Consider the following 25,173-nt stretch of genomic DNA (forward strand, 5'->3'; position numbering starts at 1 on the left):
GAACAGATGGCTATGGAAACGCAGGACATTATCAAAAGGTCCGCAACTAACTCCATCACGCCGCCTTCTCAGGTGCGTGATTACAAAGCAGAAGTCGCGAAACTTATCGACGTTTCCACCTGTATCGGCTGTAAAGCCTGTCAGGTGGCGTGTTCGGAGTGGAACGATATCCGTGATGAAGTGGGGCACTGCGTCGGGGTTTATGATAACCCCGCCGATCTGAGCGCCAAGTCCTGGACGGTGATGCGCTTTAGCGAAACCGAACAGAACGGCAAGCTGGAGTGGCTGATCCGTAAAGATGGCTGTATGCACTGTGAAGATCCGGGCTGCCTGAAGGCGTGCCCGTCTGCTGGTGCGATCATTCAGTACGCTAACGGGATTGTCGATTTCCAGTCGGAAAACTGCATCGGCTGTGGTTACTGCATTGCCGGGTGTCCGTTTAATATTCCGCGCCTCAACAAAGAGGATAACCGGGTATATAAATGCACACTCTGCGTCGATCGTGTCAGCGTCGGTCAGGAACCGGCTTGTGTGAAAACTTGTCCGACCGGGGCTATCCACTTCGGCATCAAGAAGGAGATGCTGGAGCTGGCGGAACAGCGCGTGGCGAAACTGAAAGCGCGTGGTTACGAACATGCTGGCGTCTACAACCCGGAAGGGGTCGGTGGTACGCATGTCATGTACGTGCTGCATCACGCCGATCAGCCGGAGCTGTATCACGGCCTGCCGAAAGATCCAAAGATCGACACTTCGGTGAACCTGTGGAAAGGCGCGTTGAAACCGCTGGCAGCGGCTGGCTTTATCGCCACTTTTGCCGGGTTGATTTTCCACTACATCGGTATTGGCCCGAATAAGGAAGTGGACGATGACGAGGAGGATCATCATGAGTAAGTCGAAAATGATTGTGCGCACCAAGTTTATTGATCGCGCCTGTCACTGGACCGTGGTGATTTGCTTCTTCCTGGTGGCGCTGTCCGGGATTTCGTTCTTCTTCCCGACGCTGCAATGGCTGACGCAAACCTTCGGTACGCCGCAGATGGGACGCATTTTGCACCCGTTCTTCGGCATTGCGATTTTCGTCGCGCTGATGTTTATGTTTGTGCGTTTTGTGCATCACAACATCCCGGATAAGAAAGATATTCCGTGGCTGTTGAACATTGTCGAAGTATTAAAAGGCAATGAACACAAAGTGGCGGATGTCGGTAAGTACAACGCCGGGCAAAAGATGATGTTCTGGTCGATCATGAGCATGATTTTCGTGCTGCTGGTAACCGGGGTGATTATCTGGCGTCCGTACTTTGCGCAGTACTTCCCGATGCAGGTTGTCCGTTATAGCCTGTTGATTCACGCGGCTGCGGGTATCATCCTGATCCACGCCATCCTGATTCATATGTATATGGCATTCTGGGTGAAAGGGTCGATTAAAGGGATGATCGAAGGGAAGGTGAGCCGTCGTTGGGCGAAGAAACACCATCCACGCTGGTATCGTGAAATCGAAAAGGCAGAAGCGAAAAAAGAGAGTGAAGAAGGGATATAATCTCTTTTGAACTTTAAGCTGAAAATGGCGCTGTAAAAGGCGCCATTTTTTTATTGCGTAACCAGACGGCGTAGTCGCGACACATCTACCGTTTTTTCTGCCTCAGCCAGACTCCAGGCGTTTTGTAGATTCAGCCACATTTGCGGCGAACTGCCGATCACCACGGAAAGTTTAATTGCCATTTCTGGCGTCAATGCCGCTTTTCCGGTCAGCAATCGGCTTGCCGTTGAGGGCGCAATTTCCATTGCTCTGGCAAACTCGCGCAGGCTGACGTTCAGCTCGTCCAGTGATTCCTGAATAATGTCCCCCGGGCGGGGATGATTGGCCATTTTCATCAGTGATAGTCCTCGTAATCCAGTATGTATGCATCGCCATTGACGAATTCAAATGTGATTCGCCAGTTGCCCGAGACAGATATCGCCCAAATTCCATCACGATCGCCGCTTAACGGGTGTAGTCGGTAGCCGGGCATATCGATATCAGCAAGACAGCTTGCTGCATCAATCACAGCGAGTCGGTGGCGTAATCGTTTGATTTGCGTCGTTATAACGCCGGAGGTTTTGCCGAGAAGAAACAAGTCACGCAATCCCTTGTGTCTGAAATTCATTATCATCTCTTCATCCTTGTTCCCTCGAAAGGAACACTATCACTATTGTTCCGTACAGCGCAACAAATTTCGCTACGTTTTCGCGAATTGTGAGGGGAAAGATGGGGGAGGAAAAGAAGAAGAGTGAAATTGCGGAAAGCGTCTCGCAAAACAGGCTGCGACCCGAACATGGCAGTCGCAGCAAAGGCTTCTTAGCGGCGGAAATCAATCACCATACGGCCACGGATTTTGCCTTCTTCCATCTCAGTAAAGATGGTGTTGATGTCCGCTAACGGACGCAGGGCGACTTTCGGCACCACTTTGCCTTCGGCGGCAAACTGGAAGGCTTCGGTTAGATCCTGGCGCGTGCCGACTAGCGAACCGACCACTTCAATACCATCCAGCACCAGCCGTGGGATGTCCAGGCTCATAGACTCCGGCGGCAGACCGACAGCCACAACACGACCGCCTGCACGAACGGCATCGACCGCTGAGTTAAACGCAGCTTTAGCTACCGCGGTCACCACCGCTGCGTGAGCGCCACCGGTTTTTTCCTGCACAATTTTGGCGGCGTCTTCGGTGCGTGAGTTAATCGCTAAATCTGCACCCATTTCGGTTGCCAGTTTCAACTGCTCATCATTGACATCAATGGCGATCACTTTGGCGTTAAAGACATTCTTCGCGTATTGCAGGGCGAGATTACCCAGACCGCCAAGACCGTAGATAGCAATCCACTGTCCTGGACGAATTTTTGACAGTTTTACTGCTTTGTAGGTGGTGACGCCCGCACAGGTGATGCTGCTGGCCGCCGCCGAGTCCAGGCCATCCGGCACTTTAACCGCGTAATCGGCGACCACGATGCACTCTTCCGCCATGCCGCCATCAACGCTGTATCCGGCATTTTTTACTGAACGGCAGAGCGTTTCGTTACCGCTGTTACAGTATTCGCAATGACCGCATCCTTCGTAAAACCACGCCACGCTGGCGCGATCGCCTGGTTTTAATGAGGTAACGCCGGGGCCAACTTCTGCCACCACACCGATGCCTTCATGGCCCAGAATCACGCCGGTTTTATCACCAAAATCGCCATTCTTAACATGAAGATCGGTATGACATACGCCACAACACTCCATTTTCAGCAGGGCTTCGCCATGTTTCAGTGAGCGCAGTGTTTTATCCGTAACGTCAACATGATGATCCTTCGTAACAACTGCAGCCTTCATAGTTTCCTCCTTTTCGGATGATGTTCTGCATAGCAGGTGAGGCAAATGAGATTTATTCGCCACTACCCAGTATGGATGAGATCTGAAAAAGGAAGAGGAAAATTGCCCGGTAGCAGTCACTACCGGGCGCAGGCTTAGATGGATGTACGGCGGTAGTCGCGGTATTCGGCTTGCCAGAAGTTATCATCAATGGCCTGTTGCAGAGCTTCGGCAGACGTTTTCACCGCCACGCCTTGCTGCTGCGCCATTTTGCCAACCGCAAACGCAATTGCGCGGGACACTTTCTGAATATCTTTCAGTTCCGGCAGTACCAGACCTTCGCCGTTCAGTACCAGCGGCGAATACTGAGCAAGCGTTTCGCTTGCCGACATCAGCATCTCATCGGTGATACGTGACGCGCCGGAAGCAATAACGCCCAGCCCAATGCCCGGGAAGATAAAAGCGTTGTTGCATTGCGCGATAGGGTAGATTTTATCTTTCCATACCACCGGATTAAACGGACTGCCGGTGGCGACCAGCGCGTTACCTTCGGTCCAGGCGATAATGTCCTGCGGTGTGGCTTCCACCCGTGAAGTCGGGTTAGACAGCGGCATCACGATCGGACGCGGACAGTGTTTGTGCATCTCACGGATGATCTCTTCCGTAAACAGCCCGGTCTGTCCTGAGACGCCAATCAGAATATCCGGTTTGACATTGCGCACCACATCAAGCAATGACAGCACATCGCTGTCAGTATCCCAGTCACTGAGATTTTCGCGCTTCTGCACCAGTTTGGTCTGGAAAGGCAGCAGGTTCGGCATCTTGTCGGTCAGCAGACCAAAGCGATCGACCATAAAGACTTTCTGCCGCGCCGCTTCTTCGCTTAATCCTTCACGCTGAGTCTGGGCGATGATCATCTCCGCAATGCCGCATCCTGCTGAACCTGCGCCGAGGAAGACGATTTTTTTCTCGCTTAACTGACCGCCCGCCGCACGGCTGGCTGCGATCAGTGTGCCGACTGTTACCGCCGCGGTGCCCTGAATATCATCGTTAAAAGAACAAATTTCATTGCGATAGCGGTTAAGCAACGGCATCGCGTTTTTCTGTGCAAAATCTTCAAACTGCAATAACACGTCCGGCCAGCGTTGCTTCACAGCCTGGATAAATTCATCCACGAATTCATAGTATTCGTCGTCAGTGATACGTGGATTACGCCAGCCCATATACAGCGGGTCGTTAAGCAACTGCTGGTTGTTCGTCCCGACATCCAGCACCACCGGCAGTGTATACGCCGGGCTGATGCCGCCGCAGGCGGTATAGAGCGACAGTTTACCGATCGGAATACCCATCCCACCGATGCCCTGGTCACCAAGCCCCAGAATACGTTCGCCGTCAGTCACCACAATCACTTTAATATTATGGTTCGGCACGTTTTGCAGAATATCGTCCATATTGTGGCGGTTCTGGTAAGAGATAAACACGCCGCGTGAACGGCGGTAGATCTCAGAAAAACGCTCACAGGCTGCGCCGACGGTTGGGGTATAAATAACAGGCATCATCTCATCAAGATGATTGTTTACCAGACGGTAGAAGAGGGTTTCGTTGGTGTCCTGGATGTTACGCAGGTAGATGTGTTTGTCGATTTCGGTTTTGAATCCCTGATACTGGATCCATGCGCGTTCCGCTTGTTCTTCGATGGTTTCGACCACTTCCGGCAGTAACCCCAGCAGGTTGAAGTTACGGCGTTCTTCCATGCTGAAGGCGCTGCCTTTATTCAACAACGGAAATTCCAGCAGTACAGGGCCAGCGTAAGGAATATAAAGCGAACGCTGTTTTTTTGTTTTTGGTTCCATGTCACTCACTCTTTTTTGAATATCCATCCCTGGGGTGCTTTTATCGTCTTTGCTTTACCGCCAGGGCGTCGGCTCCAAGTATAAAGCAGTTAAAAACAAAAACACCATTGCGCAGGCAATGGTGTTTAATCGTCATTGAGGACTGATTGTTAAAGATTACTTTTCAGCGGGGCGTTTTCTGCCGGTTGGGTTATTTACCACGCTGGATTTGTCACCTTCGGTAACTATTTTGCGCTGGTTAGAAATTTTATGGTCCAGTCCAAGAATATGACGTGCCTGACGGTTCGATTTCATTTTAACTCCTCAATCCTGTTGCTAGTTTTAAGGACAACATCGCCGTAGCGAAGAAACACGTGCTAAACCCCTAAATTAGGTTGCCGATCAAGCATAGCACCTTAAAGCGTAGGGTGCTGGCCACTGACCACATAATTGATCGTTTGCTGGTAGATATCACTGAGGATGTCGTTATCAGAAGCTTCCACCCATTTGGTCAGCTCCATGAGAATGTCATCTTCAGTGACAACACCGTGCTCTGCCCGAAGGCCTTGCTCAATGGCATTAACCAGAGCGGGTTCTGCTGTTGAATTTTCTGCCTGATAATAAGTAAACATAGTGATTCTCCGTGTCTGTGTATTTATGGTGTCTGCTACGGATCGCAGATTTATAAAGCACATTCAGCATGGCAAATATTTGCTGCTTCGTTGTTAAGATTAGTCCTGGTTGATGATTTTTATATTTTAACTCCATGATACTAATGGGAATATTATTGGTGTGAGTTGATTGATATTGATGCAATATCTCTTGAGTTATATATTCCCGGTTATCTATTGTGGGAATTTTATTTAAGTACATAGATAATATTTTCGCCGGATTCTATTCGGAATATCCTGCTTAACCTCATACTGTTTCTCACGTAGTCTATAATTTCCTTTTTAAGCCCACAGGAGAGCAACAATGACAATCCATAAGAAAGGTCAGGCACACTGGGAAGGCGATATCAAACGCGGGAAGGGAACCGTATCCACCGAGAGCGGCGTGCTGAACCAACAGCCGTATGGATTTAATACGCGTTTTGAAGGCAAAAAAGGAACTAACCCTGAAGAACTAATTGGCGCGGCGCATGCAGCATGTTTCTCAATGGCACTTTCATTAATGCTGGGGGAAGCGGGATTCACGCCATCATCGATTGATACCACCGCCGATGTCTCGCTGGATAAAGTGGATGCCGGTTTTGCAATTACGAAAATCGCACTGAAGAGTGAAGTTGCGGTGCCGGGTATTGATGCCTCTACTTTTGACGGCATTATCCAGAAAGCAAAAGCAGGATGCCCGGTTTCTCAGGTACTGAAAGCGGAAATTACGCTGGATTACCAGTTGAAATCGTAAAGCGTTGCCGGATGACGCGTCATCCGGCGAACTCTTACTGTGCTACCCAACCGCCATCCATATTCCACGCTACACCGCGCACTTGTGCTGCCGCATCCGAACAGAGAAAGAGCGCCAGTTCACCCAGTTGTTGCGGAGTCACAAATTCACGAGAAGGCTGTTTTTCTGCCAGTAAGGCGTCACGCGCGCTTTCCGCATCTTCGCCTTGCGCAATGCGCTTATCAATCTGCTGTTGTACCAGCGGCGTCAGCACCCAGCCAGGGCAGAGCGCGTTGCAGGTAATACCCGTCTGCGCAGTCTCCAGAGCAATGGTCTTTGTGAGTCCCACCACGCCATGTTTTGCCGCAACATAAGCCGATTTGTCTTTCGACGCTACCAGCCCATGCACAGAGGCAATGTTAATGATCCGCCCCCAGTTACGAGTGCGCATTTCAGGCAGTGCCAGACGCGTGGTGTGAAAGACAGAAGAGAGATTGATAGCGATAATGGCGTTCCATTTTTCTACCGGGAAAGATTCCACCGGGGAGACATATTGGATCCCGGCGTTATTCACCAGAATGTCCACACCGCCAAATTCCCTCCGTGCGTAGGCCATCATGCTGACAATTTGCGATTCATCGCTGAGGTCTGCCTCATGATAGCCAGGCGTTTTACCCACACGAGAAACTCCATTGATTGCCGCGTCAACATCACCGAAGCCGTTGAGGATCACTTGCGCGCCGGCTTTTGCCAGTGTCTGAGCAATACCGAGTCCAATACCGCTGGAGGACCCCGTCACAAGCGCAGTTTTACCTTGTAAATTCATGATGATTCTCCTTAGACAATGCCGGTGGTGTAGTACACGCCGATGATAAACAGCACGGCCAGACTTTTAATGATCGTAATTGCGAAGATACCGCCGTAAGCCTGACGGTGACTCAGCCCAGTAATTGCCAGCAGAGTGATCACTGCGCCGTTATGGGGCAATGTATCCATGCCGCCACTGGCCATAGATGCCACGCGGTGAAAAACTTCCAGTGGAATATTGGCAGCGTGCGCAGCGGCAATAAAAGTGTCGGACATAGCCGCAAGAGCAATACTCATCCCGCCGGACGCTGAACCGGTAATGCCGGCAAGCGTGGTGATGCTGATGGCTTCGTTGAGTAATGGATCTGGAATGGCAGCCAGCGCCTTTGAGAGCACCAGAAAACCGGGCAGAGCGGCGATAACCGCACCGAAGCCATATTCTGAGGCGGTGTTCATCGCGGCCAGAATTGCGCCACCCACCGCAGTACGGCTTCCTTCTGCCAGTCTTCCATGAATATTGCGATATCCGAAAATCACCACCAGCAAAATTCCGGCAATGAGCGCTGCTTCAACGGCCCAGATAGCGGTGATTTTGGCGACATTTGTAGTGATCGGGGCGGCAAGTCCTGGCAACTCCAGTTGGTGACTCGCACCGTACCAAACAGGGATCCACCAGGTAAACAACAAGTTCAACAGCCCCACCAGAATCAACGGTGAAATCGCAATGAGTGGATTCGGCAAATTGATGTTGTCTGGCGTTTCAGGTTCATTAAGTAACTCTGTGCCGTAACCTTCATTTTTTGCATGCGCTTTACGACGCTGTCGCTCCAGATAGATAAGCCCGACGGCAATGATAAACAGTGAACCAATGAGCCCCAGCCACGGCGCGGCCCAGGCGTTGGTGCCAAAGAAACTGGTGGGAATAATGTTCTGGATTTGAGGTGTGCCGGGCAGAGCGTCCATAGTAAAAGAGAATGCTCCGAGGGCCACCGTTGCCGGTATAAGCCGTTTGGGGATATTACTCTGTCGGAACAATTCAGCCGCGAACGGATAAACGGCAAATGCCACCACAAACAGCGACACGCCGCCATAGGTGAGTAATGCGCATACCAGCACAATCACCGGAATCGCATGCCGCCGCCCGAGAATGTTGATTGCAGCAGCGACAATCGAACGAGAAAATCCTGAAAGCTCAATCAGTTTTCCGAACACGGCCCCGAGCAGAAACACCGGGAAGTACAATTTCACGAAGCCGACCATTTTTTCCATGAACAGACCGGTAAATGCTGGGCCAACAGCCCCCGGATCGGTGACAAGAACAGCGCCTAATGCCGCGATGGGGGCAAAAAGGATAACGCTGTATCCGCGATAGGCTGCCAGCATTAGCAGCCCAAGCGCGGCAAGGGCGATTAATACACTCATCGGGACTCCTCAATATCGTTGTTATAGTGGGTACAGCGAGAGAAGTTAGGGTTTCAGGGCGAAGCGAAGCTGATGTTCCCGACGCTGCTGGATGTACTGCTTCCGCGATTCATCCCAGCGGTAAAATCCCTGACCGCTACGTACGCCGATGTCTCCACGTTCCACTTTTTCGGCAACTAACGACATCATGTCGCTGCCAGTCGCCAGTTCAGGGAGAAGATGGCGACAAATATCCTGCACCGTCGAAAGTCCGGTCATGTCGGCGGCCTCCAGCGGGCCGACCATGGCATAACGTCGCCCAAGCGAGGCGCGCATGACCTGATCGACTACTTCGGCACTGGCGATGCCGCTTTTTACGATATGCAGGGCTTCACGCAACAGTGCAAATTGCAGACGGTTGCCGACAAATCCTGGCGCAGCGCGATCCAGCAACACAGCTTCCAGTTGCAGTGACACAAGCAAGTGTTGCAGCCAGTGCAAATGCTTTGGCTCGGTAACGCTGCCGGGGACAATCTCTACAAGTGGAATGAAGTGCGGCGGATGCCAGAAATGGGCGATCAGCAGTCGTTGCGGGTAGCGCATCTTCGCTGCCAGATCATCGGGCGGCAGACCGCTGGTATTGCTGGCGACAATGGCCTCAGGAGAAATAAGTGTTTCAAGCTCGGCATATAATGCGTGTTTTAGTTCAAGCCGCTCCGGGATCGCCTCAATCAGTAGTTGCGAGTCGGCGATGTCAGCAAGAGAGGTCGTGCCGTGAAGGCGTTTAAGCACATTCTCTTTTCCCGAGGCAGTAAACTGTTCGCAGCTAATCAGTTCATCAAGAATCCCGGCTGCAACTACGGGGATTTCAGCAATCCGGCTCTGCTCGGTATCGTACAGCCAGATATCATGACCAAAGCGGGCGAAATGAGTGGCAATCCCCACGCCCATCAATCCGGCGCCCAGTACCGCAAATTGTTCAGTTTGCATGGTGTTCTCCTGTGGTTCTTTCCAGCGTCAGCGCCACGCCCTGACCGCCACCGACGCACAGCGTCGCCAGCCCTTTTTGCGCATTACGTCGCGCCATTTCATAAATGAGAGTGACCAGAATGCGGCAACCAGAAGCGCCAATAGGATGCCCAAGTGCGATTGCGCCGCCGTTAACATTCACTTTGTCGTTATCCCAGTTCAGTTCGTCGCCAACGGCCAGCGCCTGCGCTGCGAAAGCTTCGTTTGCTTCAATAAGATCAATATCTTCCAGCGTCCATCCGCAACGCTTAAGACATTCGCGGGTAGCGACGACCGGACCGATGCCCATAAAGGCAGGATCGACGCCAGAAACGGCATAACCGGCCACCCGAGCCAGCACAGAGAGGCCAAGTTCGGCAGCTTTGCTGGCGCGCATTAACATGACTGCGGCGGCACCATCATTGATGGAAGAGGCATTTCCCGCGGTGACGCTTCCTGCCCCCGGAAGAAAGGCCGGTTTCAGTTGCGCCAGTTTTTCCAGTTGCGTCCCGGAACGTGGTTGTTCGTCGGTATTTACCCAGCGTGGTGGTTTTTTACCTTGTGGTACGCTGACCGGAGTAATTTCGTCTGCAAAGCGCCAGGCTTCCATTGCGGCAGCGGCTTTTTGCTGAGAACGTAGCGCGAATGTGTCCTGGCGCTCGCGACTGATGGCATATTTTTGCGCCAGGTTTTCTGCAGTAATGCCCATGTGGTAATCATTGAAAGCATCCCATAGTCCGTCATGAACCACGCTGTCTTTCATGCTGGTATGCCCGAGGCGTAAACCTGCCCGCGCGCCATCAATAAAATAGGGCGCGTTGCTCATGCTTTCCTGGCCACCTGCGATAATGATCTGTGCATCACCACAGCGGATCGCCTGCACGGCCTGGTGTACGGCTTTCAAACCGGAACCACATACCAGGTTGATGGTAACGGCGGGTGTATCGTGGCTTAACCCGGCTTTGAGCGCCGATTGCCGTGCTGGGTTTTGTCCGCTTCCGGCAGTCAGGACCTGACCAAAAATCACTTCATCGATCTGTTCTGCTGCAAGTGCGGTTTTCTCCAGCAATGAACGGATGGTGGCAGCGCCGAGATCAACCGCAGAAAGTGGTGCGAGAGCGCCATGAAAACAGCCAATCGGCGTGCGCGTAGCGGCAACAATAACAACGTCCTGCATGGTGATTCCTCAGTTGAATTGCATTTCCGGGACATGTTCCGGCACAAACAACTTACCGGCGGTTTTGGCGACGATTTCCGCAACGCTGATTCCCGGCGCGCGCTCGCGCAGAATGAAAGCGCCGTCAGCAATTTCCAGCAGAGCAAGGTCGGTTAAGACGCGTTTGATGCAGCCGACGCCAGTCAATGGCAGGGTACAGTCGGGAAGCAGTTTGGATTCGCCGGATTTGGAGGCGTGGGTCATTACCACAATAATATTCTCGGCACCGGCAACCAGATCCATGGCACCGCCCATGCCTTTAACCATCTTGCCGGGGATCATCCATGAGGCAATGTTGCCATTCACATCCACTTCAAATGCGCCAAGCACAGTCAGATCCACATGGCCGCCACGGATCATGGCGAAAGATTGCGCCGAATCGAAAATTGCCGCGCCTTTCCGTGCGGTAACGGTTTGTTTACCGGCGTTAATCATGTCGGCGTCCAGTTCATCTTCCGTAGGAAATGCGCCCATTCCCAGCAAACCGTTTTCTGACTGCAACATCACATCCATCCCGTCAGGAATGTAGTTTGCCACCAGGGTCGGGATACCAATGCCGAGATTGACGTAATAGCCATCGCGCAATTCGCGGGCGACTCGCATCGCCATTTGTTCACGGGTTAACATGGTCAGGCTCCTTTGCGGCTAAGGGTGCGTTGTTCAATGCGTTTTTCAAATTGCCCCTGAATGACGCGATTAACAAAAATCCCTGGGGTATGGATTGCGGCAGGATCAAGTTCACCAGGCGGCACAATCTCTTCCACTTCCACCACGGTGATTTTTCCGGCAGCCGCCATCAGTGGGTTGAAGTTTTGCGCGGTATGACGATAAATCACGTTGCCGTACCAGTCGGCTTTCCAGCCTTTGACCAGGGCAAAATCACCGGTGATAGCCTGTTCCATTATGTACGGGCGACCGTTGAATTCGCGGACTTCTTTCCCTTCGGCAACGGGTGTACCGTAACCGGTGGCAGTAAAGAACGCCGGGATGCCCGCGCCGCCTGCGCGCAGTTGTTCTGCCAGGGTTCCTTGTGGTGTGAGAATCGCCTCCAGTTCGCCGTTAAGCACCTGTTTTTCAAACAAAGCATTTTCGCCAACATAAGAAGCGATGACTTTACGGATCTGTCGGGTTTCCAGCAGTACACCCAGTCCAAAACCGTCTACGCCACAGTTATTGGAAACCACCGTCAATGCGGTTACTCCACGGTGGCGAACTTCAGCAATCAGATTCTCCGGGATGCCGCACAGGCCAAAACCTCCCGCCAGAATCGTCATCTCATTGGTAAGTCCTTCAAGCGCCTCGTGATACGTAGCGACCCGTTTATCCAGCCCAGCCATACAGTTGCCCTCCAGTTGTCCTTTCCAACATCATTAAGGGCAAAAAATGATTTGTTAATTTTAAATTTGTGACTCATTCATTTGTATTATTTATAAATATAATGTTAATTAAATGTATTCAACAAGTTAACGGAATACCAGATGAAAATGAGCATCAAACAGTTACGCGCGTTTTTAGCGGTAGCTCACACTCTGAACTTTGCCCATGCCAGTGAACGGCTGAATATGTCGCAGCCTGCGCTAAGTCTTGCCATTAAAGGACTGGAAGATGCCTTAGGGGGCGCTTTACTGCTGCGTACTACGCGAAAAGTGACGTTAACCCAGGAGGGGGAAACGCTATTGTCGATGGCACGGCCTTTGCTGGCTGACTGGGATAACACCGAAGAGGCCATGCGTCAGCGATTCACGCTCAGGCGGGGCAAAGTCTCAGTGGCAGCGATGCCGTCATTTGCGGCCAACGTTTTGCCTCCGGTGCTGAAAACCTTCCGCGATTGTTATTCAGGGATTAACGTCACTGTGCACGATGTGGTGAATGAGCTGGTAATCGAAATGGTGAGTGAAGGGCGCGTGGAGATGGGGATTGCCTTTGAACCTGACTATTGCGGCCATTTGCATTTTATCCCGCTGGGCGTGGATCGGTTTGTTGCTATTGTTCCAGCCGATTCCCGACTGACAAATCGGCAACGCGTGAGCTGGCGGGATTTGCTGACGCTCGATTTTATCACCCTCCAGCGACCGTCAGCCGTCAGGTTGATGCTGGAAGAGGAATTGGCACAAAGTGGAACGCAACTGGAAGTGGCGCTGGAAAGCCATCAACTGGTTACGGTTGGGCGGCTGGTGGCAAACGGTTTGGGGGGCAGCGCTGTGCCTGCACTGTGCCGCAGGCAGATGAGCGAATTGGGCGCAGTGTGTCTGGAACTGGATAATCCGGTGATTGAGCGACGGGTAGGCGTTCTGCGTTCGTCACACCATAAGCTTTCTACTGCGGCGCAAGCGTTGATGGAAACGTTAAAAAAAACCTATGACGCATAACGTTTCCACAGACATGCAATAGCCGGATGCCGCGTCTCTACAGCGCCCGCCAGCACCGGATCTCACGTCCGTCCTCCCTTATTGTTAATGATTGCCGGACTTCACATCCGTGGGTTGCCAGAGGGCAACGTTCACGGAAAAAACAGCCCGGCGGCAACGTGCGGTTTCCTGGTAGTTCCGTTTTACGCAATGCCCATTCTTCCTCCAGCGGTTTATCAATGGCGGGGAGGGAATCCAGCAATAATCTGGTGTATGGATGTGCCGGAGCTGTCAGCACCTGTTGCGCGTCTCCTAGTTCAACAATCTGTCCGAGATACATCACCGCCACCCGATCGCTCATATGACGTATCACCGAGACATTGTGTGAAATCAGCACATAAGTCAGCCCGCGATTTTCCTGTAGCGTTACCAGTAAATTGAGGATCTGCGCCTGCACGGAGATATCCAGCGCCGAGGTGGGCTCATCAAGCACAATCACGTCAGGCTGCGAAGAGAGTGCTCTGGCAATGGCGATACGTTGCCGCTGCCCGCCTGAGAACGCATGAGGCAAGCGGTCGAGATACTCCGGACGAATACCCACCTGCACAGCCAGCTCCTCTGCCAACGCTCGCCGCTGTTGTTCACTACTACGCTTAGCAATCCAGAGCGGTTCCGTGATGATGCGCCACACCGGTAAGCGCGGATTAAGCGAAGAGAGCGGGTCCTGAAACACCATCTGCATAATGCGTTGTGATCCTGAACGGATGTACTGCCCGTGGCTCGGTTGCAGCATACCCATTAAAAGCTGCGCGAGGGTGCTTTTGCCGCAGCCTGACTCACCGACGATCCCTAAGGTTTCACCACGACGGATCTGTAAATCAATACCATTGATGGCATGAACATGTTCCGTAGTTTTACCAAGCCAGTTTTTTCGGGCCGGGAAATTGATATGGACGTCGCGTAACGTTAATAACGTGTCAGACACTAATGACCTCCTGCTGAGGATACCAACAGGCGCAGCGGTGGTTGTTGTCACCACACGCTGTCAGCGCCGGGACGTTTCCACACTGTGTACCTGCCGCATAGCAACGATCGCGAAAAGCGCAGCCGTCAGGCAAATGGGTGAGGTTTGGTACCGTCCCTGGAATGGCGGGTAATGGCTGGCGTGGTATTCCATGTTCCGGTGCGCATTGCAGCAAACCAATGGTATACGGATGCCGGGGATGATGGATAACGTCTGCCGTCATACCGCTCTCGATCACGCTTCCGGCATACATCACGTAAACGCTATCGCACAGTTGCGACACCACGGCCATATCATGGCTGATGAACAGTACCGCAGTTCCACTGGCGCGGGCTTTATGTTTAAGCAGACGCAGTACCTGCAACTGTACCGTGACGTCCAGCGCCGTAGTCGGTTCGTCGGCAATAATCAATTGCGGCTCGCAGGAGAATGCCAGCGCAATCATTACCCGCTGGCGCATACCACCTGAAAGCTCAAACGGATAGCGCGACATAACTTCCACGGCATCCGGGATTTGCATCTCTTCCAGCAGGGCAATCGCTTTAGCTCTGGCTTCCCGACGACTTATTGGTTGATGATGGCGGATCACGTCCATCATCTGAAGACCTATTCGACGTGTCGGATTTAGGGCGGTCATCGGTTCCTGAAAGATCATCGCCACTCGTGCGCCGCGCCACTGACGAAGCTGTTTTTCCCGAGCGTTAAGAGCATCTTCTCCCAGCAGTGAAATATGTCCCCGATGTACGCAATAACTGCCCGTCGGTAACAGACGCATAATCAACATTGCAGTGACTGATTTACCCGAGCCGGATTCTCCCACCAGACCGACAATTTCACCGCGGTTGATTTTCAATGACACATTGTTGAGCGCGTGAACGTCGCCGTTAAAACCGGAGAAACTCAAATGCAGTTGTTGAATGTCCAGAACGGGTTGGGTCATGACTGCTTTCCTCCTGCTTTCGGGTCAAGCAGATCGCGAATACCATCACCAAAGAGATTGAACCCGACGGCGGTAAGCAAAATCGCTGCCCCCGGAAATGCGCAATACCACCATTGATCGAGCACATAGTTGCGACCATTCGCCACCATCGCCCCCCATTCAGCACTCGGTTGTTGAGCACCCAGGCCAATAAATCCCAACGTGGCGGCCATTAAAATCGCGCTACCAATATCCAGCGATGCCTGCACAATCAGCGGCGGCAGGGAGTTACGTAAAATATGCCAGTTGATCAGATGCCAGCGTGACGCACCGAAGGTTTTCGCCGCCTGAACGAAAGTGTACTGGCGGACAACTAATGTTTGCCCCCGCGCCAGGCGCACATAAAACGGGATTCGCACGATAGCAATCGCCAGCATGGCGTTAAACAAACTCGGTCCAAGTGCGGCAGCCAGCGCCATTGTCAGCACCAGCGAAGGAATCGACAGCATAATGTCCATGATGCGCATGATGATCGCGTCTGCGCGTCCGCCAAGCACACCGGATAGACACCCGAGTAGCGAACCCATCATACCCGCAATGGCGACCACCACTAATCCGGCGAGAATTGATTGCTGACTGCCGACCAGTACGCGGCTAAACAGATCGCGTCCCACTTCATCGGTGCCAAACCAGTGCGCCGCAGAAGGCGGCAAAAGGCGGGCAGTTAAATCAATGGCGTTGGGATCATGCGTCGCCAGCCACGGTGAAAAAATCATCATCAATAGCATTAATACAATGATGACTGCGCCGGTCACGGTGAGCGGACTGCCTTTCAGCATCCATACCAGTTTTGCACCGTTAAATCGCGTTTGTTTTGGTGGGCGTACGACGGACGTTTCCTCGCTTAGCATCATTCATCACCTCCACGTCCGATACGCGGATCAATCCACAAATAGAGCAAATCCACCACCAGGTTGACCAGCACATAAGCAAATGAAACCACGACGGCAAAGCCCATCACTGCCGGGAAGTCGAGCGCCTGTATTGATGTTACTACCCATGCACCCATTCCGGGCCAGGCAAAAACGGTTTCGGTGAGCACTGCGCCATACAACAAATCGCCCAGCGCCAGCCCCAATACGGTAATCGAGGGGATCAACGCATTGGGTAGCGCATAACATAAAACGATATACCAGCCGGGCAAGCCGCTGGCCCGGGCGGTACGAATGTAGTCTTCACTCAATTGTTCCAGCATAGCTGAGCGGATCTGGCGAGCGACAATCCCCAGGTGAACGAACGCCAGCGTTAATGCCGGTAAGATGAGATGTTGCAGCGCATTGAAGAAGACTTCACCGTTGCCTTCAAGCAGCGCATCGAGCAGATAAAAGCCGGTAACGTGCGTTGGTGGATCCAGCCAGTCATCAAGCCTTCCGCCGCCGGGAAGAATTTGCAGATGACCATAAAACAGCACAATGACGCCCAGCCCAAGCCAGAACGCAGGTGTGGAGATTCCGGTAATGGCCATTATTCGCACCAGATGATCCAGCCAGCGATTTCGCCAGACTGCAGAGAGTATGCCCAGCGGGATACCAACCAGGAGTGCCAGCAGCAGGGCGCAAAATGCCAGTTCCAGCGTCGCCGGGAAAAATATGCGCAACTCTTCCAGCACCGGACGCCCGGTACGAATGGATGTTCCCAGGTCACCCTGAAACAGGTCGCTGACGTAGCGGTAAAACTGTACGTACAGTGGCTGGTCCAGTCCCAGTTGCTGGCGAATATTATCCACGATAGCATCGCTGGCGCGGTCACCCGCCAGTAACCGCGCCGGATCGCCGGGGATCAGGTGCGAGATAATAAACGTAATCACGCAGACGCCCGCCACCACGAGCACCAGCCCCCAGCAGCGTTGGCGTAAAATACTCCAGAAGGTCACGTTATTTACTCATGGTATTGATATTGAAGACCTGTTCCAGCATGGGATTGAACACAAAGCCTTTCACCTCTTTGTTCATCGCCAGTTGGTAGTTTTTCTGGAACAGGTACACATAAGCAGCGTCATCAATGACGATTTTCTGTGCCTGCTGGTAGTCCCGGGTACGCTGCGTCTGGTCGGTGGTCGCTAGCGCATTGCGCAGTAACTTATCGACCTCACTGTTTTCATAGAACGAGCGGTTACCCGGCAGACCTTTTTTGTCGGACTCAAACCAGTAATTCATAAACATATACGGGTCGGCAAAATCCGGACTCCAGTTGCCAATCGCGATGTCGTAATCACCTTTACCCACTCTGTCGCGCATGGTGGCGTTCGCCAGCTTTTCCAGCTTCACATTGATGCCCAGCTTGTTGAGGCTGGATTGTGTTGCCAGAGCAATAGGTTCCCAGTTCGGGTCGTTATCGGAGTAGAGAAACGTCAGGCTGGTGGGTTTGCTCGTCACTTTATCCCATTCGGCTTTGGCTTTCGTTTCGTCATGGTTGTATTGCATTGCCGTCGCATCGTATCCCCACATGCCTTCCGGAATCGGGCCGCGCATTTGTTTTCCGTTACCACTCAGAATGCCGTTAACCATACCCTGATAATCGGTAGACCAGGAAATGGCCCGACGCAGATCCGCCTGATTAAGTGGCGCTTTGCTGTTATTGAGATACAGATAGGTGACGCGCAGTGACGGATACTCTGCCACGTTGACTTTGTTTTCCTGCTTCAGGGCGTTGAGTTGATCCACCGGCAGCGCATCGGCAATGTCAATGTCGCCACGGGAGAGCTGCAGGCGACGGGAGGCACTTTCACCGATAATTTTTACCGATACCCGTTTGAAGTTCGGTTTATTGCCGGGGTAATGCGGATTTGGCACCAGAACTAATTGCTGACCTTTTTGCCAGCTTTTCAGCATAAACGGTCCGGAGCCAGCGGTATTTTGCGCGAGGAAACCACGGGCATCATCGGCCGCATGTTCTTTTAAGACCGCCGGATTGATAATGGATGCACCGTCATTCGCCAGCGTGTAGAGGAACGGTGCGAATGGCTGGCTAAGGGTAAACCTCACCGTATGTTCGTCGGGAGCATCAATCTTTAAATCTTTGGGAAATGCTTCTGCTGGCCCCTGACCGATTTTTAGTAACCGCTCAAAAGAGAGTTTTACTGCTTCGGCAGTGACGGGTGTGCCATCGGCAAATTTAGCATTGTCCTTCAGGGTGAACGTCCACTCTTTTTGATCGTCAGACGCTTTCCAGCTACTCGCCAGATCGCCTTCAACGTCTGTTGAGCCTTTATCACCGTCCGTTTTGTACTGAACCAGTCGCTGCTAAGACGGGTAGGTCACTGTCCAGTCGTTATTATCAATTGTTACCGCCGGGTCGAGGGTTTGTGGGTCGGCAGCTTTACCGATCACCAGCATATCTTTCGGTACGGCGGCGTGCGCAACCGGCATTGTTGTGGCAAGGACGATCGCGAGCAATGTAGGACGAAACGAAATCGATCTCTTCATGACAGTTTCCTGATTAACTGGCGTGCTGTGTGCCAGGGAATATAAAACAGGTGAATTGATCAGCGAGTAGTGGGTAACTCGCTGCCTGGGGTAATTCGAAGTGCCACCATTCGCTCGGGATACCGACAAAGCCACCGCCAGTCATAATCGCATTCAGCAACAGGCGATTGCGCTGAGCGGCGGGCGGGACGGAAGGATGGTAAGCATGGGAACGTTCGTGCATTTCATCGAACTCTGCGCCCATATCGAGGATGTTCCCGTGCTCATCACGAAGCGTCAGGTCGATCGCCGTGCCACGGCTGTGATTAGAACCGACCGTCACATCAACAACATATTGCGGGTCTGGGCAGGTTTGCCACAACATCGCCTGTGCTTGTTGTGGGCGATACGCATCGTAAATCACCAGTTGTAAGCCTGACAGCTGGGCGATACTGATACTTTTCGCCAGCGCGGTAATCGCATCCTTGTGTAACAGACAACGCGCTTGCTGATAAATAGCTTTACCTGTGATGTTATCAGCGCAGGCGTATTTCAATTCGATCTCCAGATCAGGGAAGATCACGGCTAAATCAACCAGTTCGGTGGTATCCGACATAAACGGTTCCTGTATAAGACAAAAATTGCTGCGCTTTCCGCTTATGCAGATCTCATGCCATGCCGGGATAAGCGCCAGAATGCTGGCTTAAAGTTATATTTTTTAACTTTTGATCAACATTTGTGCAGCGTAGTGCAGTTTTGGTGCAAGAGGGGAAGTTAAGGAAGGAATCTCCCGGAATCGTAGCTGAAATCACAGTATTTAAGTGACAGTGTCACGTTAAATGAAAACCCGCGAGTGCGGGCGAGAGGGATTTGTCAGATTTTCAGCGGTAACACGCTACTCATCCAGCCTGGAATTTCTTCGGCGGGCAGGGGGCGGGAAAAGAAATATCCCTGAATAACGCGACAGTGAATCTTGCGTAGCATCTCAAATTGCTCTTTGGTTTCGACGCCTTCCGCTACGACGGTTAAATTGAGGCTTTGCCCAATGCTGGTAATAGCTTCAAGTAAGGCAAGGATGCGTTTTTCAGTCAGACAACGATCAACAAAGCTTTTGTCAATTTTGATTTCCGTTACCGGAAGACTGACTAAGCGGGATAACCCGGAAAAACCCGTGCCAAAATCATCCACCGATAAACCCACGCCCATGTCGCGCAGGATCTGGATGCGCTTAAAAATTTCCGTATCGTGTTCCATCATCATGCTTTCGGTGATTTCCACCGTTAGCTGGTGGCCGTCAATGCCCCAGACTTGCATTGCATCAGACACCTGATTAGGCAGCTGATTACTGCGGAAGTGCAGCGCAGACAAGTTAACGGATAACGCTGGAATATGAATATTCTGGCTACGCCATTCTGCTAACTGACGGCAAGCTTCTGCGATGACCCAACGCCCAATATTTTCGATTTCACCGATCTCTTCTGCGAGAGGAATAAACCGTGAAGGGGGCACATGACCATGCAGTGGATCGTGCCAGCGAGCAAGGGCTTCGATGCCGTACAGTTCACCCGTTTCTGCGAAGATTTGCGGTTGGTAAACCAGTTTCAGTTGGTTATTGCTAATCGCTTCTTTCAGCGCTGCGCCTAATATCAATCGTTCTTTCACCATTTCGTTCATCGCCGGGCTGAAGAACTGCCAGCCGTTACCGCCATTTTTGCGAATAAAATCCATTGCATTGTGAGCAGTGGAGAGCAGGTAATCGCGGTTTTTACCCACGTCGTAGCTGATGCCAATGCTCAAGGTGAGCGGGAATGGTTTATCGTCAATCATTATCGGCTTGCTGACCACATTCCGTAGCTCATCGGCGATTTGGGTAATGTTACTGACGTCGTTTTCCAGGCTCACGAGGACAAACTGCGTACCTTCGATACGACAGAGATACTGATCCGGTTTGAGTTTTTCACGAAAGCGATTGACCACTTCCAGCAATGCCTGATCGGCCCACGCATAGCCAAGGCTATCAATCACATCCTGAATATGGTCAACACCGATGAGATAGACCACCGGAGAGACGGCTTTGTCGACCAGGTCATCGAGGTAATTGTGCAGGTTATTGCGATTTGGCAGACCGGTCATCGGATCAAATTGGATGAGTTGTTCAATATGCTGACGGCTTTTTTCCTGTTCCAGCGCCAGCGCGGCCATATGCTGGCTGATATCTGCCACGCGTTCGATAAAGGCGCTGGTTTCTGCTCCTGACGAGGTTTTAATTTGCAGGATCCCCGCCGGTGCGCCATCACGCTGACGAATGGTCGCTGACCAGCTTTGCGCATTTTGAACTTCTGTACCGTGCGAAGATGACGCCCAGTGTATCGGCATCCCGTTGCGCAGCGCGAACAGCGAAACATGCGATTCGTTGAGAACAGATTCGATGTTACGACAAATGATTTCCCCCATTTCATGAAATGGCGGGCTGCTGCACATGGCGGCGAGAATATTGCCTTCAAGCTGGCGGATTTGCCGTTCTTCGGTGATATCCGAGAAAGTCATTACCAGGTTCTGCAGATGCGCGAGCACATCATAGACCGGGCTGATAGAGGCTTTAATCCAGATTTTTTCACCGGTGCGCGTCAACAGCAGAAATTCGTCCTGATCGCGGGCGGTTTTCCATAGCAACTGTTGTAAACGAATGCGGTTATCAGCAGGGAATTCTGGAATGTTCAGGAGTGTATCGGGCTGCATACCGCTGGCTTCGCTAATGCAGTAACCAAACATTTCGGTAAATGCGCGATTGCACTGCACAATATGGCGTTCCGGATCGAGGACAATCACCGGTCGGTCGAGATGGTCAACGGCAATAATCAATTGTCGGGTCTGTTCTTTTTGCGCCATTTCTACGCTGGCATCCCGTACCAGCGCCAGGTAATAAATTTTACCCTCGGCGCTCACTTTCGATAGCGCAAAACGGGTCCAGATTTTACTGCCGTCTTTTTTCTCCAGCTGCAGCTCCCGACTCATCCCCTCGACGCGCGCTTTACCGCCTTCACGGTTGTGACGGATGTATTCAGGATGCGCGGGACGCAAATCCCGCGGAATCAGCATATCAATGTTATTGCCAATGACTTCTTCACGTTTGTATCCCCAGAGCTTCTCTGCGGCGGGGTTGAAAAACATCACTTCATCATTTTCGTTAATTAACACCGCGCCCATCATATTTTGCTCAAGGGCGGGGAAAAAAATGCCATCGGCGGCATTATCCGCATCGGTTAGCTTCATGATTACCTCTGCATCCTGGCGCATCTAAAGACTGGCTTTCCAGAGTTCAACACGGTTTCTACCTCGTCTTTTGGCGATATACAGAGCTTCATCGGCTATTTGAATGAGGCGCTCATAGTCAGGATGACCATTAAACATGGCGGCACCGATGGAAAGTGAGAGGGCAATATCTTCGCCGTTTGCGGCTTTCAGTTTGGTTTTCTCCACCCGACTGCGAATACGTTCTGCGGTACGTAACGTTTCGTTTTCCGAAGCTTCAGTCAAAACAATGATAAATTCATCTCCCCCGTAACGAAAAACATAATCACTACTGCGGACGTTGTCATAAAAGGCCTGAGAAACTTTACGCAAAATTTCATCACCGGTGTTATGGCCCCACGTATCGTTGATCTCTTTGAATTTATCAACGTCAATAATCAGCACTGACAGGGGGGTTCCGGTCCGGTTGGCATGGGCAATTTCGCGTTTAAAGATGGTCGGCAGGAAGCGGCGGTTAAGTAATTTTGTCAGTACATCCATACCCACTTCGTGGCGAGATACTTCTTCAAATAATTCACGCAGCAAGGTAATAATTTGCGATACGGTATTTCTTATCTGTAATAAAAATCTCACTCGCAGAGTTTTGTTGCTCAAATTTTTTGTATTACGTATGGTTTGATTAAAAATACCGTCGAAATCCTGAATCAGGCGGGAGATATGACCCACTTCGGCAATGCCGCTAAAATAATGTCGACCTTTATGGTTAAACCACAGGCCAAAATCAGCCTGGCTTAAAGGCAAACTACTGCCTAAATCAGAATCCAGCAGAACTTTATAGATAATGTCAATTTCCCATGAAAGGATTGAGGCTATTTGGCGTTCTTTTTCTTCTTCGGCGTTTTCCAGTAACGAGAAGATACGATAGTTTTCATCTTCTTTTGAGGCACTACTGTCACTAAAGGTAAACGCGCGGGTCATGACTTCCATCGCGATATCAATACTGTTAATCGAGAAATGGTAGACCTGAAGTTTTTCTGCGGCAGAATAATCCGAAGAGAAAATCACCGGATAGAGGATTTTTTTCAGCACCCGAAACCCCATCTCGACAATTTCTACTGGAATGCCGATGCGGGCATGCACTTCTGCGACGGTATGCTGGATTTGTATTAGCCTTTCAACATCGTCAACCTGGGCAGAAAGCACATTAATAATCCAGCGTTCCATCGCACTTTTCAGCTGCCGCTCAACTTGTTCATTACTCAAGAATTCTTCGGCATGCGGGTCGATACGGACAATTCGGTAAAACTCAATACTCAGATAATGGGCATGCGCAACGGCAATTTCCGCGGCTTTAGCACGAATGAGCGGATCTGCTTGTTCGACAAGCCCGGTCCACTCATCTTTCATTCTTTTAAAATACATCTCCATAATTCACACCCTTATAAGGCTGGGAAAGCAGACGGAATCAAAAACGAAACGCAACGTGCGAGATCGACTAACTGCACATATTCTCCTGAAATATGAAGATATACTGAAAACAAATAAGCGACTTAGGACAGTTTCAATCTACGCTACTGTTCTTCAGAAGAGTATAGCCCATCGTAATTATTTTTCGGAAACAGCGAATACCGTAGGGTTTTCATATTCATACATTTTTATTAGGGGTTTTATGGCTATTAAACTAAGAGTGGTTAATTGCGTGGTTAATTTGGCTTAAATAAGCATGATTATTAGTGGGATATTTCAAGAGGATAACAAGCCGGTGAGTAAAGCACCGGCCATGTTACAAGTTTAACTGCCCCAACGACTTTGCAAATAGCTGACCGCTTGTTGAGTCTGAGGTTTGTTCAGATAGTCCTCACGGAACAAGATTGTGCCGCTGATTTCTGGTACAGCATCGTTAAGATCGAGCTGCTTTTTCAGTTCCGGTACGCCACCGTTAATCATCCAGTCTGGTTCTATCTTTGAAGGTTCACCCACTTTATAGAAAGCGATACCGATATACAGGCGGGTCTTAGTTGGTTTTACGACATCCGCCCACCATTTTGCCAACACGTCATAACGCGCGGCACTCCGCGAGAATGGCCAGTAAATTTGGGGGGCAATGTAATCCAGCAATCCTTGTTCCACCCATCGGCGCGTGTCAGCGTAGGATTCGTCATAGGCTGCCGCGCCTCGGGTATCAGAACCGAGCGGATCGTGTGATCGGTTACGCCACACGCCTGCCGGGCTAACGCCAAATTCGACTTCCGGCTTAATGCTTTTAATGGTGTGCGAAACCTTCGCAATTAACTGCTGGGTATTGTTGCGCCGCCAGTCTGCTTTTGACGCAAATGCGCCTCCGTATTTGCGGTACGTCTCGTTATCATTTAACCGTGAGCCCGGCGACTCAGTATAAAAATAGTCGTCAAACTGCACGCCATCTACCGGATAGCGGGAAACCACTTCCGCGACTATTGATGTGATCCAGTCCTGAACCTCAGGGATGCCTGGGTCGAGGACAAACCGATCACCCGACGTTCTTATCCAGTCGCGGTGTTGCACATAGACGCTGGCCGGTTGTTGAGACAGGGTGCTATTCAGTTCCCTGATAGTACCAGGCTTTGTATTAACCGATACGCGGTAAGGGTTAAACCAGGCGTGTACTTTCATCCCACGCTTGTGGGCTTCGTCGAGCATAAATTGCAACGGATCGTAACCCGGGTTTTCGCCAATCTTACCGGTCATAAGATCGGACCACGGCAAAATTTTCGATGGCCATAGTGCGGTACCGTCCGGCTTGACCTGGAAAAAGACCGTGTTTATACCGAGACGTTGCAGATGATCGAGCTTGTCGATCATCGCCTGTTGTTGTACGCGGATCCGGCTGGTGGGGTTACTAATGTTAACCGAGGAAACCGGTGGCCAGTCGAGGCGAGACACCGTGGCCAGCCAGATGCCGCGCATCGGTTGTGATGATTGTTGCGCCGAGGCTGGTGGCTTTGAGCCTGCTGGTGGTGTCACCATTGAATCTGGAGGCGTGCTTTTACAACTACTCAGTAAAAGTGCCAGTGCAACCAGTGCCGCTGGTCTTCTAATCGCTAATTTCACGTTTCGGGAGCAGATATCCATATATGCTGGTTTCCGGTAAACAGATGTGCGCTCATTCTCGTACTTATCCCGGTTAAGTCAATACGACAACAGGCATGAAA

The 25,173-nt window shown here is 51.4% G+C and carries 24 protein-coding genes and 1 pseudogene; 4 read left to right on the forward strand and 21 right to left on the reverse strand.

Annotation, left to right across the window (positions count from 1 at the left end; translation table 11 throughout):
- The first annotated feature begins 6 nt into the window (after window positions 1–6).
- Both fdnH and fdnI read left to right on the forward strand, forming a co-directional pair.
- Entirely contained in the window at window positions 7–891 is an 885-nt protein-coding gene (fdnH, locus tag BEB42_RS15905) for a formate dehydrogenase N subunit beta (RefSeq protein WP_001240575.1), read from the forward strand.
- Complete coding sequence (fdnI, locus tag BEB42_RS15910) at window positions 884–1,537, forward strand: formate dehydrogenase-N subunit gamma (RefSeq protein ID WP_000045648.1); 654 nt, start codon at window positions 884–886, stop codon at window positions 1,535–1,537. Before fdnH ends, fdnI begins: the two co-directional genes overlap by 8 nt.
- 50 nt (window positions 1,538–1,587) lie before the next feature.
- On the opposite strand, the gene BEB42_RS15915 is transcribed toward fdnI, so the two are convergent.
- From BEB42_RS15915 to bdm, 6 genes are all read right to left on the reverse strand, one after another.
- Window positions 1,588–1,872: a HigA family addiction module antitoxin gene (locus BEB42_RS15915; RefSeq protein WP_000781370.1), complete on the reverse strand. Its 285-nt coding sequence runs from the start codon at window positions 1,870–1,872 to the stop codon at window positions 1,588–1,590.
- Window positions 1,872–2,150 (reverse strand): type II toxin-antitoxin system RelE/ParE family toxin, encoded by a 279-nt coding sequence (locus BEB42_RS15920; protein WP_105267446.1) that lies wholly within the window; start codon window positions 2,148–2,150, stop codon window positions 1,872–1,874. The genes BEB42_RS15915 and BEB42_RS15920 overlap by 1 nt, the downstream gene beginning before the upstream one ends.
- Window positions 2,151–2,335: 185 nt before the next feature.
- Window positions 2,336–3,346: an alcohol dehydrogenase AdhP gene (gene adhP / locus BEB42_RS15925; protein ID WP_000642407.1), complete on the reverse strand. Its 1,011-nt coding sequence runs from the start codon at window positions 3,344–3,346 to the stop codon at window positions 2,336–2,338.
- 134 nt (window positions 3,347–3,480) lie between these two features.
- Window positions 3,481–5,178 (reverse strand): malate dehydrogenase, encoded by a 1,698-nt coding sequence (gene maeA, locus BEB42_RS15930; protein WP_000433464.1) that lies wholly within the window; start codon window positions 5,176–5,178, stop codon window positions 3,481–3,483.
- 156 nt (window positions 5,179–5,334) lie between these two features.
- A complete protein-coding gene (gene sra, locus BEB42_RS15935) occupies window positions 5,335–5,472 on the reverse strand; it encodes a stationary-phase-induced ribosome-associated protein (RefSeq protein WP_000841554.1) in 138 nt (45 codons plus the stop codon).
- Window positions 5,473–5,573: 101 nt separating this feature from the next.
- The gene (bdm, locus tag BEB42_RS15940) at window positions 5,574–5,789 is read right to left on the reverse strand and encodes a biofilm-dependent modulation protein (RefSeq protein WP_000495766.1); all 216 of its coding nucleotides are present in this window, start codon (window positions 5,787–5,789) and stop codon (window positions 5,574–5,576) included.
- 343 nt (window positions 5,790–6,132) lie between these two features.
- On the opposite strand from bdm, the gene osmC reads away from it, so the two are divergent.
- Complete coding sequence (gene osmC / locus BEB42_RS15950; protein WP_105267447.1) at window positions 6,133–6,564, forward strand: peroxiredoxin OsmC; 432 nt, start codon at window positions 6,133–6,135, stop codon at window positions 6,562–6,564.
- Window positions 6,565–6,598: 34 nt separating this feature from the next.
- Here the strand turns inward: osmC and BEB42_RS15955 are convergent, their stop codons facing one another.
- The 6 genes from BEB42_RS15955 to BEB42_RS15980 are packed head-to-tail and all read right to left on the reverse strand — an operon-like array spanning window position 6,599 to window position 12,312.
- Entirely contained in the window at window positions 6,599–7,369 is a 771-nt protein-coding gene (locus tag BEB42_RS15955) for a 3-hydroxybutyrate dehydrogenase (protein ID WP_001053158.1), read from the reverse strand.
- A gap of 11 nt (window positions 7,370–7,380) precedes the next feature.
- Entirely contained in the window at window positions 7,381–8,772 is a 1,392-nt protein-coding gene (locus BEB42_RS15960) for a GntP family permease (protein ID WP_105267448.1), read from the reverse strand.
- 45 nt (window positions 8,773–8,817) lie between these two features.
- The gene (locus tag BEB42_RS15965; protein ID WP_001192843.1) at window positions 8,818–9,741 is read right to left on the reverse strand and encodes a 3-hydroxyacyl-CoA dehydrogenase family protein; all 924 of its coding nucleotides are present in this window, start codon (window positions 9,739–9,741) and stop codon (window positions 8,818–8,820) included.
- Entirely contained in the window at window positions 9,731–10,936 is a 1,206-nt protein-coding gene (locus BEB42_RS15970) for an acetyl-CoA C-acetyltransferase (protein WP_001154416.1), read from the reverse strand. The genes BEB42_RS15965 and BEB42_RS15970 overlap by 11 nt, the downstream gene beginning before the upstream one ends.
- Window positions 10,937–10,945: 9 nt before the next feature.
- Window positions 10,946–11,602: a CoA transferase subunit B gene (locus BEB42_RS15975; RefSeq protein ID WP_000957780.1), complete on the reverse strand. Its 657-nt coding sequence runs from the start codon at window positions 11,600–11,602 to the stop codon at window positions 10,946–10,948.
- A gap of 2 nt (window positions 11,603–11,604) precedes the next feature.
- The gene (locus BEB42_RS15980) at window positions 11,605–12,312 is read right to left on the reverse strand and encodes a CoA transferase subunit A (RefSeq protein WP_000907685.1); all 708 of its coding nucleotides are present in this window, start codon (window positions 12,310–12,312) and stop codon (window positions 11,605–11,607) included.
- Window positions 12,313–12,453: 141 nt separating this feature from the next.
- Here BEB42_RS15980 and BEB42_RS15985 point away from each other — a divergent pair, with 141 nt between their 5' ends.
- Window positions 12,454–13,344 (forward strand): LysR family transcriptional regulator, encoded by an 891-nt coding sequence (locus tag BEB42_RS15985; protein ID WP_105267449.1) that lies wholly within the window; start codon window positions 12,454–12,456, stop codon window positions 13,342–13,344.
- Window positions 13,345–13,381: 37 nt separating this feature from the next.
- Here the strand turns inward: BEB42_RS15985 and BEB42_RS15990 are convergent, their stop codons facing one another.
- The 9 genes and pseudogenes from BEB42_RS15990 to BEB42_RS16030 form a co-directional block, all read right to left on the reverse strand.
- Complete coding sequence (locus tag BEB42_RS15990) at window positions 13,382–14,308, reverse strand: oligopeptide/dipeptide ABC transporter ATP-binding protein (protein ID WP_001285552.1); 927 nt, start codon at window positions 14,306–14,308, stop codon at window positions 13,382–13,384.
- Window positions 14,301–15,287: an ABC transporter ATP-binding protein gene (locus BEB42_RS15995; RefSeq protein WP_000193574.1), complete on the reverse strand. Its 987-nt coding sequence runs from the start codon at window positions 15,285–15,287 to the stop codon at window positions 14,301–14,303. The genes BEB42_RS15990 and BEB42_RS15995 overlap by 8 nt, the downstream gene beginning before the upstream one ends.
- On the reverse strand, window positions 15,284–16,180 hold the full coding sequence (ddpC, locus tag BEB42_RS16000) for a D,D-dipeptide ABC transporter permease (protein ID WP_000979633.1): 897 nt from the start codon (window positions 16,178–16,180) through the stop codon (window positions 15,284–15,286). The genes BEB42_RS15995 and ddpC overlap by 4 nt, the downstream gene beginning before the upstream one ends.
- Window positions 16,177–17,199: an ABC transporter permease gene (locus BEB42_RS16005; protein ID WP_000145093.1), complete on the reverse strand. Its 1,023-nt coding sequence runs from the start codon at window positions 17,197–17,199 to the stop codon at window positions 16,177–16,179. The genes ddpC and BEB42_RS16005 overlap by 4 nt, the downstream gene beginning before the upstream one ends.
- A 1-nt stretch (window position 17,200) precedes the next feature.
- A pseudogene (locus BEB42_RS16010) lies at window positions 17,201–18,751 on the reverse strand (ABC transporter substrate-binding protein).
- Window positions 18,752–18,764: 13 nt separating this feature from the next.
- Window positions 18,765–19,346, reverse strand: coding sequence for a D-alanyl-D-alanine dipeptidase (gene ddpX, locus BEB42_RS16015; protein ID WP_001285842.1), 582 nt, complete (start codon window positions 19,344–19,346; stop codon window positions 18,765–18,767).
- 257 nt (window positions 19,347–19,603) lie between these two features.
- Window positions 19,604–22,003, reverse strand: a complete 2,400-nt coding sequence (gene dosP, locus BEB42_RS16020) for an oxygen-sensing cyclic-di-GMP phosphodiesterase DosP (RefSeq protein WP_024218641.1) — start codon at window positions 22,001–22,003, stop codon at window positions 19,604–19,606.
- A gap of 24 nt (window positions 22,004–22,027) precedes the next feature.
- Complete coding sequence (dosC, locus tag BEB42_RS16025) at window positions 22,028–23,410, reverse strand: diguanylate cyclase DosC (RefSeq protein ID WP_000426274.1); 1,383 nt, start codon at window positions 23,408–23,410, stop codon at window positions 22,028–22,030.
- A 363-nt stretch (window positions 23,411–23,773) separates the two neighbouring features.
- Entirely contained in the window at window positions 23,774–25,093 is a 1,320-nt protein-coding gene (locus BEB42_RS16030) for a family 10 glycosylhydrolase (RefSeq protein ID WP_000350411.1), read from the reverse strand.
- Window positions 25,094–25,173 lie beyond the last annotated feature (80 nt).

This window comes from Escherichia sp. MOD1-EC5990, from assembly GCF_002965285.1.
Taxonomy (GTDB): domain Bacteria; phylum Pseudomonadota; class Gammaproteobacteria; order Enterobacterales; family Enterobacteriaceae; genus Escherichia; species Escherichia coli_F.